General features: G+C 33.0%; 16 protein-coding genes and 1 pseudogene. 13 read left to right on the forward strand and 4 right to left on the reverse strand.

The window, feature by feature from the left end; translation table 11 throughout:
• Positions 1-202: 202 nt before the first annotated feature.
• From JNO66_RS14025 to JNO66_RS14050, 7 genes and pseudogenes are all read left to right on the forward strand, one after another.
• Positions 203-1,219: a serine hydrolase domain-containing protein gene (locus tag JNO66_RS14025; protein ID WP_203089058.1), complete on the forward strand. Its 1,017-nt coding sequence runs from the start codon at positions 203-205 to the stop codon at positions 1,217-1,219.
• Between the two features lie 358 nt (positions 1,220-1,577).
• A complete protein-coding gene (locus JNO66_RS20635) occupies positions 1,578-1,835 on the forward strand; it encodes a hypothetical protein (RefSeq protein ID WP_246483283.1) in 258 nt (85 codons plus the stop codon).
• Positions 1,799-2,071 (forward strand): annotated as a pseudogene (locus JNO66_RS20640) (DNA mismatch repair protein MutT); the annotation flags it as partial. The gene JNO66_RS20635 and the pseudogene JNO66_RS20640, both read left to right, overlap by 37 nt.
• A gap of 64 nt (positions 2,072-2,135) precedes the next feature.
• On the forward strand, positions 2,136-2,843 hold the full coding sequence (locus JNO66_RS14035) for a nucleotidyltransferase family protein (protein WP_203089060.1): 708 nt from the start codon (positions 2,136-2,138) through the stop codon (positions 2,841-2,843).
• Between the two features lie 33 nt (positions 2,844-2,876).
• Complete coding sequence (locus JNO66_RS14040; protein WP_203089061.1) at positions 2,877-3,206, forward strand: HIT family protein; 330 nt, start codon at positions 2,877-2,879, stop codon at positions 3,204-3,206.
• A gap of 480 nt (positions 3,207-3,686) precedes the next feature.
• Complete coding sequence (locus JNO66_RS14045; protein WP_203089062.1) at positions 3,687-4,220, forward strand: hypothetical protein; 534 nt, start codon at positions 3,687-3,689, stop codon at positions 4,218-4,220.
• Between the two features lie 153 nt (positions 4,221-4,373).
• A complete protein-coding gene (locus tag JNO66_RS14050) occupies positions 4,374-4,889 on the forward strand; it encodes a hypothetical protein (protein ID WP_203089063.1) in 516 nt (171 codons plus the stop codon).
• Between the two features lie 91 nt (positions 4,890-4,980).
• Here the strand turns inward: JNO66_RS14050 and JNO66_RS14055 are convergent, their stop codons facing one another.
• Positions 4,981-5,670, reverse strand: coding sequence for a YetF domain-containing protein (locus tag JNO66_RS14055; RefSeq protein ID WP_203089064.1), 690 nt, complete (start codon positions 5,668-5,670; stop codon positions 4,981-4,983).
• Between the two features lie 103 nt (positions 5,671-5,773).
• Here JNO66_RS14055 and JNO66_RS14060 point away from each other — a divergent pair, with 103 nt between their 5' ends.
• Positions 5,774-6,106 (forward strand): DUF4363 family protein, encoded by a 333-nt coding sequence (locus JNO66_RS14060; protein WP_203089065.1) that lies wholly within the window; start codon positions 5,774-5,776, stop codon positions 6,104-6,106.
• Positions 6,107-6,170: 64 nt separating this feature from the next.
• Here JNO66_RS14060 and JNO66_RS14065 read toward each other — a convergent pair whose 3' ends face one another.
• Both JNO66_RS14065 and JNO66_RS14070 read right to left on the reverse strand, forming a co-directional pair.
• Positions 6,171-6,689 carry a cupin domain-containing protein gene (locus tag JNO66_RS14065; RefSeq protein ID WP_203089066.1) on the reverse strand — a complete coding sequence of 173 codons (519 nt, stop codon included), beginning with the start codon at positions 6,687-6,689 and terminating at the stop codon, positions 6,171-6,173.
• Between the two features lie 222 nt (positions 6,690-6,911).
• Positions 6,912-7,922, reverse strand: coding sequence for an NADPH:quinone oxidoreductase family protein (locus JNO66_RS14070; protein WP_203089068.1), 1,011 nt, complete (start codon positions 7,920-7,922; stop codon positions 6,912-6,914).
• A 123-nt stretch (positions 7,923-8,045) separates the two neighbouring features.
• Here JNO66_RS14070 and JNO66_RS14075 point away from each other — a divergent pair, with 123 nt between their 5' ends.
• The 5 genes from JNO66_RS14075 (at position 8,046) to JNO66_RS14095 (ending at position 12,908) form a co-directional block, all read left to right on the forward strand.
• Positions 8,046-8,633: a TetR/AcrR family transcriptional regulator gene (locus JNO66_RS14075; protein WP_203089373.1), complete on the forward strand. Its 588-nt coding sequence runs from the start codon at positions 8,046-8,048 to the stop codon at positions 8,631-8,633.
• A gap of 146 nt (positions 8,634-8,779) precedes the next feature.
• Complete coding sequence (locus JNO66_RS14080; RefSeq protein ID WP_203089070.1) at positions 8,780-9,907, forward strand: Ger(x)C family spore germination protein; 1,128 nt, start codon at positions 8,780-8,782, stop codon at positions 9,905-9,907.
• Between the two features lie 355 nt (positions 9,908-10,262).
• Positions 10,263-10,703 (forward strand): nucleotidyltransferase domain-containing protein, encoded by a 441-nt coding sequence (locus tag JNO66_RS14085; protein ID WP_246483285.1) that lies wholly within the window; start codon positions 10,263-10,265, stop codon positions 10,701-10,703.
• Positions 10,704-11,351: 648 nt separating this feature from the next.
• Positions 11,352-12,266, forward strand: coding sequence for a phosphotransferase (locus JNO66_RS14090; protein WP_203089072.1), 915 nt, complete (start codon positions 11,352-11,354; stop codon positions 12,264-12,266).
• A gap of 117 nt (positions 12,267-12,383) precedes the next feature.
• Positions 12,384-12,908 carry a GNAT family N-acetyltransferase gene (locus JNO66_RS14095; protein ID WP_210340879.1) on the forward strand — a complete coding sequence of 175 codons (525 nt, stop codon included), beginning with the start codon at positions 12,384-12,386 and terminating at the stop codon, positions 12,906-12,908.
• A 53-nt stretch (positions 12,909-12,961) separates the two neighbouring features.
• Here the strand turns inward: JNO66_RS14095 and JNO66_RS14100 are convergent, their stop codons facing one another.
• Positions 12,962-13,747: an STAS domain-containing protein gene (locus JNO66_RS14100; RefSeq protein WP_210340880.1), complete on the reverse strand. Its 786-nt coding sequence runs from the start codon at positions 13,745-13,747 to the stop codon at positions 12,962-12,964.
• Between the last annotated feature and the right edge of the window lie 227 nt (positions 13,748-13,974).

The raw sequence follows: 13,974 nt of genomic DNA on the forward strand, positions 1-13,974 counted from the left end.
TGAGGGCTTTGTGAGGTTAAACTCGTGGAGGTTCGACTCCTCTCAACCGCATCTTAGGAATACCAAGGCTTACAGATACATTGGTGCTTTTTTTATTGTGAATTTTAGTATTTATAGAGTAAATATTATAAAAAATACTTTGAATGTTATTTCTTTCTCTAATACTATCATATATAGACACCAAATAATTGGGGGTAGTACTATGAACAAAAATAGAAATGATCATTTTAAACCTCTGAATGAATACGTTTACAATTCGAAGATGAAGAATGAAGCAACAGCTGCAGCAACATATATTATAAAAGATAAAGTAGTTGTAGATGAATGGTATTCTGGTACACATGATTCTTATGTAGGATCAAGACACGTAGACGAAAAAACACAGTTTAATGTGGGTTCAATTCGTAAAACGTATCTTGCATTAGCTATTAGCTTATTAATTGAACAAGGTAAAATTAGAACTATCGATGATCATATAGTGACTTATTTAGAGGAGTATGAAAAGGCAGTAGAAGGTACTAGTATCCGTCATTTACTTACCAACTCACACGGCTTAATTGAAACAGACAACCACTTTGAAAGAGAGTTTCCAGTTGGTGAAAGCTGGGCTTATAGGAGTCCAGGCATTACTATGTTAATTAAGCTAGTTAAGAAATTGTCAGGTCAAGATCTTAGTGCTTTTATGAAGAGTCATGTATTTAATCCGTTTCAACTGAATGAAACAGGTTGGAAAACAGAATATAATGAAGATATGATCTACAATTACTATCACTATAAAGATACATGGGTTGGACCTAATAATAGTGATAAAGGAGATCAAAGTAATTTATTTATTAGCGCACGGGACTTAGCAATGTGGGGGTATATTCATTTAGAAAAAGGTTGTTTGCATGATAAGCAAATATTACCTCAAAGAGTATTTGAGAGAATTATGACTCCTCAAACTCCTATTACTGTTCCTGCTCATTTTCCTCTTAATGGATTTATTTGGTGGTTGCAAAATGACACTCCATTAAATCAACTTGGGGAGGATCTACCAAGCTGTTCATTTCAGATATTAGGTATCACAGGCTGTATTTGTTTAGTCATACCAAAATATAATGCAGTTGTGGTAAGGATGTATAACCAATTAAATGAATCTAAAGGCTACGACTATTTAAAGGATATTCGAGAATTTGGTAATGTAGCAAATGATTTATTATCTACTTACAGAACATAGTGTGTATTTGTTATTCTTTATATAAACGAATTAAAAAATTTTTAAAGATGAACATCTTTTTATAGTTGTTATATTTCCAAGTTGTTTTTACAGAATATGATTTAAACTGAAATAGGAGAAAAATGAGTGTTATATATAGGTATTCGAGGTTAGGATAGTCATATCTACCATTTCGCCAAAATTGAGTGCTTAGTCATGTTAAACTCTTGAAGGTTCGACTCCTTTCAACCGCATATCCATGGTACTAAGGCTTATGAAAGCCTTAGGCCTTTTTGTATTTGTGGTAATTTTATGGAAGGATATTAATGATAATTCCAGAACTTAATTAAAGTACAGTTAGAAGGGGGTTATTTATAATATGTCTACTATCTATGAGACTTGGGATGAACAACCAGTTAAGTTAACTTGGCTACCCCGAAAAAAAATTGCAGATAAAAAACTGATTACAAGTGTTCATGGGTTCTGCTTTCATGAAAATAAAGTACTGCTTTCACTGATTAATGGAAGAGGTTTTAATATCCTGGTGGACATGTTAAAAAGTGGGAGACTCCTGATAATGCTTTTCATCGAGAAGTTTTTGAAGAAGGATGTGTTAAAGGTAGAATTGATTATTTAGGTGTAATTGAAGTCAACCATACTGAAAACAAAAAATTCGTTAATCATGGTAAGTATCCTTTAATTGGATACCAAGGTTTTTATAAAATGGAAATTGAAGAATGCCTTCCTTTTTCTAGATCTTATGAAGCACTTACAAGAATATGGGTAGAGCCTTCAGAAGTAGAGTATGTTATTAATGATCATGTCCTTACTAAATTAATATTAAATGACGCGATTGATTTTGATGTTAAGTGAATTATTAATAGAGATAGATGGTTGATTTATCTAAAAGAATTCACATCAAAAAGGGGCAATCAGTATGGATCACGATCTTTCTTTTATACAATATCAACACCACACTAAGTTGATTGAGGAGATTATTGATGAGTTCTCAAACAAAGCTGAAGTTATTGGAATACTGTTAATTGGCTCTGTCGCAAGAGGAGATGCGTATGAAAACTCCGATTTAGACTTGTGTATTTTAATTGAAGGAGAAATGAAAAAGAAATTTATATGTGAGGAAAGATTAGACACTGTAGTAGAGTTTAAATACGCAACGTTAAATCAGATTAAGTTAAACTTAGAAAGAAATCATATGGAATTGTACTCTTTTCTAGATGGAAAGATAATGCTAGACAGACAAGGAACACTCGAGAATTTAATTGATATTGCTCAAGAAAAATATGCTTCATACAGAGCTTCTCGGAAGAAAAAAGATAGTATATCTCATTGGTTAACTAGTTCATTTATTAAAATAAACAACGCAATCAATACAAAGGATTTAAAGAAAGCGATGTTTATAGTTAACACAACAACTTGGACAATTTATGAAGGGCTATGGGCTGTCAATGATAAACCTATACCACCGGTAGGAGCTATATGTTTTTATTTTAAAGAACTAGATCAGCTACCAAATAATATTAATTCACTAACAAATCAGATGTTACTAGGCGATGTTAATGAACGAATAGATAGCACTAAGGAGTTAATAAAATGGATTCAAAGTAATATCTATTCTCGCTATTAAATGTTTAGCGATATTAATTCGTGGAGGTTCAAGATGACAGATTTTTATTGTGAAGAAGTTCTAAGCGGAAAAACTCTAGTTGAGAAAGTTTTAGAAACTGAGAATGTTCTTGCTTTTAATCATACTCGCCCATTTTATGAAGAGCATATTGTTGTCATACCAAAAAAGCATATAGATTCTCTCGTTTCAATTCAAAAAGACGAGATGCAAATTATGATAGAAGTATTAAATGTTATAAAAGATATCGCAATAAATATGAACGATAGATTTGGAGCATGTACCGTGTCTACAAATGTAGGTGACTATCAAAGTAATAAACATATGCACTGGCATATACATTTTGGAAAACGAATTAGAGATTAATGGCTTCATATAGAACTTATAACAATATTTTAAATGACAACTAAAAAACGAATATTTATGTCTTAAATCACTTTAATGTTCGGTAATTTATTGTGAGAAATAATTAAAATGATCTTCTGAATAATAAATAATAAGGTATTTTAAATTCACCATTTATTTACCATGATATTTAAAAATGGAAGATATAATATGAAATAGGTGCATTTTCATACAGCACCAGATATGAGTCAACATTACTTACTTTGTTCAACTATTCCTAAGGACTATAAAGTTCAAAAAGGTAAATGCTATTTTTAATGGGGTGAGATTTTGTATATCTCTATTTATCAATATAAGCGGTCTAGTTTAGACTCACTATTTAACTTTCCAATTATGACTTCTCAAGATAATTTTATTGAGCTTTCTTCTGGTTTTTTAAAGCTAAACTGTATTTATGCAGTTACTATAGGATAGAAAACAGTTTGAGGGGCTTAATAAAACATGACAAAGAAAAAATTAGTTATAATCGTTATCATTTTATTGACCACAAATCTATTATTTAGCTACACAGCATGGCAAACAAAAGTTAAAAATGACAAAGTTATAGATGGACATAAACTTAATATTATAAGAAACTTTGAAAATATTAATTTAGAATCGTTCAAAGATCCTGATTATAATGTTTACAAGCATAACACTATGAATTCGATTACTAGAATAGAGGAGTCTGCAAAAACACTCCGTAGTTCCGAAAGGTTGACTAGAGACGAATATTTAATCAATGGTTCAGTCTTAGGCACTATGGAAAATCTAAATGAAGTACTTTTTCAAATAGAGAAATATTATGACGAAGAAAAACCGTTTACATTAAATTTTTGTTCGGATGTATCTATAGAAGACAATGAGGATATTGAACAAGAATTGAATATGTATAAAGATATAATTAAATTTATTGAGAAGCCAAGAGCCGACTGGAATACATTATTAGAAGAATGGGATCGAGATAATTTATCGTTTTGTGATAGAAGGCTATAACAATTATAAGAAAAAGAAAAACAATTAATTATATTAGGCGCTCTTTTATAAAGATGAGTGTTGTGAGTTTTTATATTAGGATTCGACTACCTTCTAAAGATGAGAAATTAAAGTATATTAATTAATAAATTATAGCTATAGAAGGTGTAAGAAATGAAAAATTTAATTATAAGTGTAGCTTTATCCCTTGCCATTATAATTTTGTTAATAACCGTTAATTTAAATAAATATGAGACTGTTGGAGACATATTAGAAAACGTTGAAAATGATTACGGAAAAATCGTTAGCTTTTTAATTGTTAAAGATAATTATGATGAGAATCGTAAAAGAGAGCGATATGGCATTGTAGGTGATGATATCCCAACATTTGTAGAAGAGGTATCAAGTTTGGAGATCAATTCTTCAAATGAATCAGACACCGAAATTTTATATCCTATAATTATCCATACGAAAACGGAAGAGGGTTTTCCCCAAGTAACAATTACTATAACTAATAATGGACTTGTTTTCGATGGGAAAGAATATAAATTCGAGAAAACAATCAGTGGTTTTGGAGGAGAAAATCAAAAACAACAGCAATCTATAATGGTCTACTCGTCAGTTGGTGGAGGTGCTTTAGTGTTAGCCTCTTTGTCATCTTTTTATGGAAAAGGAGAAAAGCATAAGTAGTATAGGATATTAATTTCATAAAAACATTATAAGAAAAAGAAACTTTGTTAAACAAGGTTTCTTTTTTTTGTGGCAATAGCATAATGGATCTTTAATCAATATCATCATATAAGTCTACATATACCTTCCCATTTGAGTCGATTTGGGCTAAAAAAACTTGATTGAAGTCCATAGCTCCTTTATTTTGTATTTCTTTTAGTAACCATTCTTCTGAATATCCACGTTCTTTTATGCCTTTTTTTAGTAATTTTCCATCCATAATTAAGATCGTAGGTCCTTGTTCTGGGGGAACGGATACATTTGATACATGAGGGGTCATGGGTTGTTGATCAGATTTTAAAAGGATACTAAGCTGACCATTTGTCTCTAGAATAGCCATTTCTACATCAGATACTTTAAAAGTTCCTTTTTCCCTAAGCAATAACATTAATTCTTCTATTGATAAGAAGGTTTTTTTCATGTTCTTATCTAAAACTTCACCCGATTGTATCAATATTGTAGGACTTCCATCGACTATCTTTGTAAACCACATTGATTTGATACTTAAGTAAGCTAATATAAACGGAAACAGACCCCAAATAAGCAAAGCCATCAACCCATTTGCGATTTTGACATTTTGGTCAACAGACATAGTTGCAGCTATTGATCCGATAGTAATTCCTACACAGTAATCAAAAAAAGTGAGTTGAGAAATTTGCTTTTTACCCATAATCCTAGCCATTACCATTAAAAGAATGAAGGATATAATTGATCTAATTAAAATTAATAAAAGTTCAGGCATAACAGTTCCTTCCCTATTCAAGTCAATTTATATGTAACCTTTATCTATTATTGGGCATTAATAAAGGTGATATTCATGTTGACATATATAGGGGGAGTTTTTGGTGAATAAAATAATCTTATTTACGGTAATCATACTTTTACTTTCTGGATGTAATGTAGTTGGTGGTGATCTTTTCTATAATCCATTAAATCAGATTGAAGAGACTTTGGATCAATCTGACTGGGAACAAGCTGAAAAATATGCTAATGCCTTTGAAGACATTTATCAAAAAAATAAATGGAAATTACAACTTATTGGGGATGAAGGAGAATATGAGGGATTAAATGAAAGTATTCAAAGAATGATTGCGGGAGTAAAACAAAAGGACATGACAAACGTCAGAATAGAATTAGCAACCGCAAGATCACTTATCTCAGATATTTATTCACTGTAAAAACAAAAAACCTTGATGCAGAACATCAAGGGATGTGGAAGTAAGCAACTGTATTAACAAAAACTTAAGATTCCATTGCATCTGCTTTTGTTTCTTGAATCGTACCATATGGATGATGTGGAGGAGCATATATGGAATAAAGTTTTAAAGGTATTGGTCCGGTATTAATGATGTTATGCCACGTTCCAGCAGGAACCATAATGGCACTATCCTCAAAAACATGTGATTGAAAGGTAAGGTTATTTGGATTATTTGGGTTGTCTCCCATTTGAACTAAACCCTGCCCCTGTTCTATACGTAAAAACTGATCTGTATCAGAATGAATTTCTAACCCAATGTCATCACCTACATTAATGTTCATTAAGGTTACCTGTAAATGTTCACCTGTCCAAATCGCTGTTCGGTACGTATTGTTGTTTTTTGATGCTTGTGCGATGTTGATTGTAAAAGGTTCTTTACCATAGTCAGTCTTGGGTTGTTGGTAAGGTACTGTCCTGTTTGTATAATGTGAATAATAGTGTGGTTGGTTAAACTCTCTTTGATAAATAGGGTAAGGTTGAAATGAGTTGTGGAAATAGTACATAGCGTCGCTCCTTTTTTTATTTTTATCCTATGCATTCACCTAAAAAGAGTTCAAAAAAGAATTAACTCACTTTGAAAATGGACTTTTTTCTATGAAATGGCCGCAAAAGAGTGAAAGTGGTATGCGGCTTTGAAGAAAATAACACGTACGTTTCCACGGAAAGAAAACTTCAACATCAAAAAAGAGAACTGTTAAAACCAGTTCTCTTTTAAAGTTAAAATGTTATGAGTTAACGTTAATCAAAACTCTACCTCTAATATTACCATCTAGTATATTTGGAAGTGTTGTTGGAAGATCATCAAGTCTTATTTCTTTAGCGATAAATGAATCGATGTTATTAGGTTTTAAGTCTGTCGATAAACGATGCCAAATTTGTTTTCGCACAGACATTGGAGTGAATACAGAATCAATACCCAATAAGTTAACACCTCGAAGAATAAAAGGATAGACCGTTGTTGGGACGCTTCCACCTGCCGTTAACCCACTAACTGCTACAGATCCACCAGATTTTATTTGACTTAGTAACGAAGCTAATGGTTTACCACCTACAGGATCTATTGCAGCTGCCCATCGTTGTGAAGCTAGGCTTTTTAAGGTACCGTCATATAATTCCTCTCTGGATATCACTTTACTTGCGCCGAGACTTTTAAGAAAATCATGTTCGCTTTCTTTTCCTGTACTTGCAATCACTTCGTATCCTCTTTTAGCAAGCATGGCTACTGCTAAACTACCTACTCCGCCTGTAGCTCCTGTCACTACTACTGGACCGTCATCGATAGAAAGACCATGTTCTTCTAAGCGTTGGATTGATAAAGCAGAGGTGAATCCCGCTGTTCCTAAAATCATTGATTCTTTCAGAGTAAGTCCACTTGATAAGCTTTTTGGAAGGGGAAGAATCCAATCAGCAGGTATGCTAGCATATTCACTATACCCACCATAGTGAGAAACACCAATATCGTAACTTGTAGCTATGACGTAATCTCCTTTTTCAAAACGGCGGTCTTTGGATTGAACAACTTGTCCTGCTAAATCAACGCCTGGAATAAAAGGATAAGTTGAAACAATCTTACCATTTGATTGGGAAGCGAGCCCATCTTTATAATTTATTCCTGAATAGTGAACCTTAATTAGAACATCAGCATCAGGTAAAAAATCTTTAGTGATTTCCTGTACTTCTAATTGAACGTTACTATCACTTTTATCTATCACAAAAGCTTTAAACAGTTCGGACATATAAATACCACCTTTGTTTTGAATAATGCCATCATAACGAAATTATTCCGACCGGTCAATTTTTTTATTTGCGTGTTATACTATTAGTATGTTTAAGTAGGAGGGCAATCATCGGTGAAAAAAATGGAAATAAGAAAGCAACAAATTTTAAAGGCAACGTATGAAGTTGTTTCGGAAAAAGGATTTCATTCAGTTACTTTGCAGGATATTGCGGACAAAGCTGGATTTAGTAAAGGCGTGATCTCTTATTATTTTGACAATAAAGAGATGATCCTATCTGAACTATTAACATGGCTCACTGATAAAATCTATTTAAATGAGATGAACGCAATAAAAGATAAATCTAAAGCAGAAGATATGTTGAAGTCCTATGTAGAAGCCGTATTTGTTTCACCAAATAAAAATCGTACGTTCTATAAAGTGTATTTAGATTTTTTAGCTGAAGCGTCTCATCATCCTGTTTATAAACAGATTAACCAAAGCTTTTATCTAAATTGTTGGGAACTTGCAGAAAAAATAATCATGAAAGGGCAAAAGGAGAACGTATTTTGCCAAACAATCAATCCTTCAGAGACGGCAAAGGGAATTCGTGCGATGATTGATGGATGCTTAATTCAGTGGCTTATGAGCAACGAAGATGACCATGCTTTTTATAAACATATGTGCCTGACTCATATACGTAGGATGCTATTAAACGCTTCAGTTGACTAGGCCATAGCTGCAGATTATTCAAGTCAGGTAACCCGGTTAATCCTTCGCCTCATTTTAATCTAAGTACATCAAAGGATCCGTATAAAAAAGACGTATAAGAGAAGACTTATGATATTAATTGATGTATCAGTGAGGAGAACAGACAATTGAAATATAAGTTATTAACCTACATTTTAATATGTTGTTTTCCAATCTTTTTAACTGGCTGTTGGGATCAAACATTACTTAAAGAGGTCTCCCTCATCAAAGCCCAGGCTTTTGACATTGGCAACGATGAAGATCAAGTTAAAACAACCATTGCAATTGTAAAAACAGATTCTAATATAAAAATCCCTACTGAGAATATTATTGTTAGTGCAGAAGGGGTATCCTCAAGAAACAGTCGAGTCGAACTAGATAAGGAAATTGCTAGTGAACTGTTTGCAAGTAAGAATCGGGTTACTCTAATTAGTAGCGAACTGGTCAAACAAGGAGATATTTATGCCCTATTAGATGTACACTTTCGTTCTCCCTTAAGTGCATTATCCGCAAAATTGGCGATAACAGATGATGAATCAGGCAAGATCCTTCATGCACAACCTGAAAACAATCCTTTAATTAGTAATTATTTGTACGACCTTATAGTGAGCGAAGAGAAAATGGGCATTATTCCAATCTCGAATTTACAAAAAACGTTTACTTTACTTTATGATGATGGGCAAGATTTGATATTACCTCGTTTAACTAATCTGGAGGAAATGGCTGGTGCTAAAATCACTGGTTCTGCATTGTTTAGTAACAATCGTATGACTGGGACCCTGAACACAGATGAAACCACTCTTCTACTTCTACTTGGAAATAGTCAAAAAGGCGAACATCGCATGACAAGAAAAGTACGTTCTAACATGGAGTCCACCTTGTATGACTACATAACTGTTGATGTTTTGAAATCAAAAAGAAAATTAAACGTAAGAAGAGTGGATCAGAATATGTATGATGTTGAAATCAATTTAACTCTTAAATTAGATGCAATTGAATATCCAGCGGATCATATGTATAAAAAGAACACCATCGCTTCACTAAATGAGATATTGTCAAAACAGCTCACAAGAGAAGCGAATGAAATCTTATTGAGTCTTCAAAAAGCAAATTGCGATTATTTAGGTATAGGGAGACAAGTACAGGCTCGATATAACTCATCTTGGCATACAATCAACTGGAAAGAGGTTTACCCTACGATCAACATGAAGGCAAATGTCACAGCCGAAATTGAAACTCATGGTATTGTTAATTAATTTAATCCTTCAACCTATTCTATTGAGTAAAGAAGAACTTTCTAATTACGGGAACAACGTCTTTTAGGATATCTCTAAAAACGTGAACTCAACGAGAACTATAAATGGAGGAAGTTATTATATATGCCAAGGACGTAAAAGTAGGAAAGCTGATAGTAACCATTCTACCGTTTTTCGCAAGCAAGGCTCTTTAATGCTTGAGATCGGTTTTCACTTTGTCAATTGGTAGATAAATAAAAAGTCTTAAAGGATGTTGCTATGTGATAAATGAAAACGATGGTGTACAAACTACCTCACAATTAAACGTATTGAGTGAAGTCAGTACAATTTTGAGGAATTAAATACTGAGTTTTGGTTGCGTGGGGGTTGGGCAATCGATTTCTTACTTGGTAGAATAACACGTCGACATAGTGATATAGATATAGTAACATGGATAGAAAATAGGGAAAATGTGGAATGGGAACTTGTAAATGCTGGGTATGAACAATTACCCGTTAAAGAACAGTTTCGTAGGAGGCAATCGGATTTTTGTAAGAATAATATAGAGATTACTCTTTCCTACTTAACTTATAACGGTGGTGGAAGTCTCATTTTGAACGGCTTACCTCAATGGGTATGGCGAGCGGACTCCCTTCTACTAAATGATTATCTTTTAGATGGAGTATACGCAAAGGTTATACACCCGAAACAGCTATTGGAAGAAAAGAAAACTTATCAACGAATTGGTCGACCATATCGAAAAAAAGATGCAGAAAGTAAAAAAGTATTGAAAGAGATTATATCTAAATTTAGCTAATATTGTTAAACTTATCCATTGTAATACGATTGTTGAACAACAAATATAAAAAATAATTAAACTCTAAAAACCAACTGTAACAAGGGAACTACGTATAGTATATAGATTTACTTCATAAAAGAAAGAAGTATTAATATACAAAGGGCTTGTAACGCACATTAACCTTTCGCGTCATTGAGTCTATAGACTTCATTTAACCGCTATAAAATTGAAACTAGCACTAGAGAATTAGAGGAGCTTGGTGCTAAAAATAATTGATTTGTTACACATATGTTTATTGTATTTATGATTTAATTTTTCTTAAAAATCTTTATTGCAAATAAGATTGTTTGTAGGATTAGTGTAATAGCAATTACAGTTAGGATTATATTTAAGTATGATAAGCTAGAGGATAAAGTTGATATTAGACTATCAATATTGTATCCAAGGTTATCAATTGAATTAGGTAAATTTTGAGTTAGATACATTAACGTTTCACTAATTTCAGTCATCAGAAACCTCCTATTAGTTAATGGTATATATTATAATATAAAACCAAAAAATTAGAAATATACCATGTAAATTAATTGCATTATTGGTCCTTTTTTAAATGGAAATAGGGTTTTCATTTATACTCCATGAATATAGAGCTTAGGAAGGTGGAGGAAATTGGGCAAAATACCTACATCATTTATTGAATATACAGAACTTTTTCCAACTTTTAAAGAAGCGATTTCTTGGGAACTTTTGCGACAATGGTCACTGTCAGAGGTATGGAGAATAGAAATGAAAGACGAAGGTTCACTCATAATCAAACAAGGAAAGGGAGAGAATTCACGTGAGGTTTCGGTTTACACACAATTATTAATTCCTCTTGAACTCGATCTCCCCAGGATGTATAAGGCTTATGAAAATCGTGGTATTGGAATATTAATCATGGATGATCTTAAAGGGAAAACATTAGAAGAAGATCCTCAAGTCTTTGATTTTATTGCTGCTGCAAAAATTCTATCAACCATTCGCAACAAGTCGAGAGTAGGAATTCTTGAGGGGAAACTTACAGATGCGGATCACTCAACATTTTATGTTTCAGAAGACAGCATAATGAACGATCTACTTTATATAAGCCGTCAGAGTGAATTTATAGAAGCTAATCAAGATCTCATCTTCAAAAAGGCATTAGATGTGTTGCCTTACCATCTTAGTCGATTGTATAAGGAGTTTCCCGTTACACTCACACACAATGATTACCATCCCAAAAATCTAATAAAAAATGATGATGGTATAGCTGTCATTGACTGGGCATCAGCATACGTTAGCCCACATCTTGGGGATTTATACTGCTTAATTCACTCAGCTAAAGATTATAAAATAGATCCGGACGATTTGATTTTGGCATACTGTGAAGAAACTGATGGTTATGGGGCACATGATATTGAGTGGCAAGTGACCATGGGCGGTATTTGCTGGACGATTCATATGCTTCGCCAACTTTTAGAATATGGAGTCGAAGCCATTCCTATTGCGCACGAATGGATTCCTGAGATGATATCAGATATTCGTGTATTATTAGATAAATTGTAGTTAGTATACAGTGAACAATAAAAAAATAATGGTTAGAAAAATAGTTCAATAGTTAATGTTTCAGGAGAGGAGACTACTATCATTTACGTACAAGAGGATCGTTTAATCATACGTTCAATGATGAAAGACGATACAGATAAGTTTGTCGTTGCTTTTGAGAAACAGGGGTGGCACAAGCCATTTGAACTGTTTGAAGAGTATTATAAACAACAAACCCATAATGAGCGAAAAGTAATCGTTGCTGCACTCAATGATCAAGTTTGTGGTTACGTGACCTTGTTAGATAAAACGTATACAGGTCCATTTTCTACAGAGAGCATTCCTGAAATTGTTGATTTAAACGTGCTGATTAAGTATCAGAAAAAAGGGATAGGTAATAAACTAATGGATGTTGCTGAAACGTTAGCAAAACAAAAAAGTGATCTTGTATCTTTGGCTGTTGGGTTACATTACGGTTATGGGGCGGCACAAAGAATGTATATCAAGCGTGGATATGTACCAGATGGCTCAGGTGCTTGGTATAGAGGGAAACAATTGGAGCAATATTCAAATTGTATGAATGATGACGACCTCACCCTTTATTTATTAAAAATCTTAGTGAAGGTTGAACCATTTATTACAGTAAGGGATGCAGCAATGTAAGAAAGGAGCTTTATTACTAAAAATACCCCACACATTTATGTATGGGGTAGTAGTCAAACTTTTCGCAATGCAGTTTTTACATCCTTGTATATAGTAAAGGTGTTGAGATTAAGCCCTAGTTGAACTATGGTTTGAGCTAATTCGGGTCTTAATCCTGTGATGACAGAATCTACACCTAAGATTTTCAGGGTTTTACTGATATCGAAGATCTTGCCTGCGACGAAAGTATCAAACGAATAAATCCCCGAGAAATCTAGGATAAGGGTTTCAACCTTAGCTTCAGCCACATTAGGTAGGGTAACATTAAAAATCGTATCTAATCTCTGACTGTTTAAAGAACCAACTAGTGGTATAACTGAAACATCTTCTTTTATAGGAACGATCGGGGCAGAAAGAGATAGGATCTCTTTTTCAGCAAGCGATAAATGATTTTCATGACGCTTTGTATACTTAATGCTTGTTTGTAGAATGGCTTCATCAAAAATACGTACGGTTTTATTTGAGAGTCTATTACAATCTTTAGAATGGAAGTTATTTTTTTCACAGAGTTCTTGATAAGCGAGTAGTAACTCATATCGATAATTACTTAAAAGTTCAATCAGGTCAAAAATACCCATTCCAAGTTCTGTGGCTTCGTCTAAGATATCAAAATCTAGTGTAAACGATTCTCCTTGTTGTGTTTCATCTGTAAGGGTTAATTTAAGTTGTAGTAAGATTTCATTTAAAAGTGTCCAATGTAATGTTTCTTCTTTTTCTGATAGATTCTCTAATAGGTCATTATCTGCAAGGTGAGTCTTAGTATATATTTTGGATGTTAAAGAAGTTAAATCTTCAAACATCATATTTGAAATTATGACTGATTTCATATGCAACACCCTTATTTCAATAAATTTGTATACGGACTGTGTGTTAAAAACTATGAGTGGTAGCAACGTATGCTGTTCGAAATCTGGGGACTGTCAAATTGAACGATCAATTTCATATGTAATATTCTAGTTCTCCTGAAAACGTAATGCTATCCTCCTTTCATTTCATTATTCTTATATTTTTGAACACAAACCTTAAT

Source organism: Alkalicoccobacillus gibsonii (assembly GCF_016798245.1).
GTDB classification, from domain to species: domain Bacteria; phylum Bacillota; class Bacilli; order Bacillales; family Bacillaceae_D; genus Alkalicoccobacillus; species Alkalicoccobacillus gibsonii.

Excerpts from the sequence above, each read along its gene's own strand:
- JNO66_RS14075 (WP_203089373.1), top strand. The coding sequence starts at position 8,046 with ATGGAAATAAGAAAGCAACAAATTTTAAAGGCAACGTATGAAGTTGTT.
- JNO66_RS14095 (WP_210340879.1), top strand. The coding sequence starts at position 12,384 with ATGATGAAAGACGATACAGATAAGTTTGTCGTTGCTTTTGAGAAACAG.
- JNO66_RS14045 (WP_203089062.1), top strand. The coding sequence starts at position 3,687 with ATGACAAAGAAAAAATTAGTTATAATCGTTATCATTTTATTGACCACA.
- JNO66_RS20635 (WP_246483283.1), top strand. The coding sequence starts at position 1,578 with ATGTCTACTATCTATGAGACTTGGGATGAACAACCAGTTAAGTTAACT.
- JNO66_RS14025 (WP_203089058.1), top strand. The coding sequence starts at position 203 with ATGAACAAAAATAGAAATGATCATTTTAAACCTCTGAATGAATACGTT.
- JNO66_RS14050 (WP_203089063.1), top strand. The coding sequence starts at position 4,374 with ATGAAAAATTTAATTATAAGTGTAGCTTTATCCCTTGCCATTATAATT.
- JNO66_RS14100 (WP_210340880.1), bottom strand. The coding sequence starts at position 13,747 with ATGTTTGAAGATTTAACTTCTTTAACATCCAAAATATATACTAAGACT.
- JNO66_RS14070 (WP_203089068.1), bottom strand. The coding sequence starts at position 7,922 with ATGTCCGAACTGTTTAAAGCTTTTGTGATAGATAAAAGTGATAGTAAC.
- JNO66_RS14035 (WP_203089060.1), top strand. The coding sequence starts at position 2,136 with ATGGATCACGATCTTTCTTTTATACAATATCAACACCACACTAAGTTG.
- JNO66_RS14040 (WP_203089061.1), top strand. The coding sequence starts at position 2,877 with ATGACAGATTTTTATTGTGAAGAAGTTCTAAGCGGAAAAACTCTAGTT.
- JNO66_RS14055 (WP_203089064.1), bottom strand. The coding sequence starts at position 5,670 with ATGCCTGAACTTTTATTAATTTTAATTAGATCAATTATATCCTTCATT.
- JNO66_RS14065 (WP_203089066.1), bottom strand. The coding sequence starts at position 6,689 with ATGTACTATTTCCACAACTCATTTCAACCTTACCCTATTTATCAAAGA.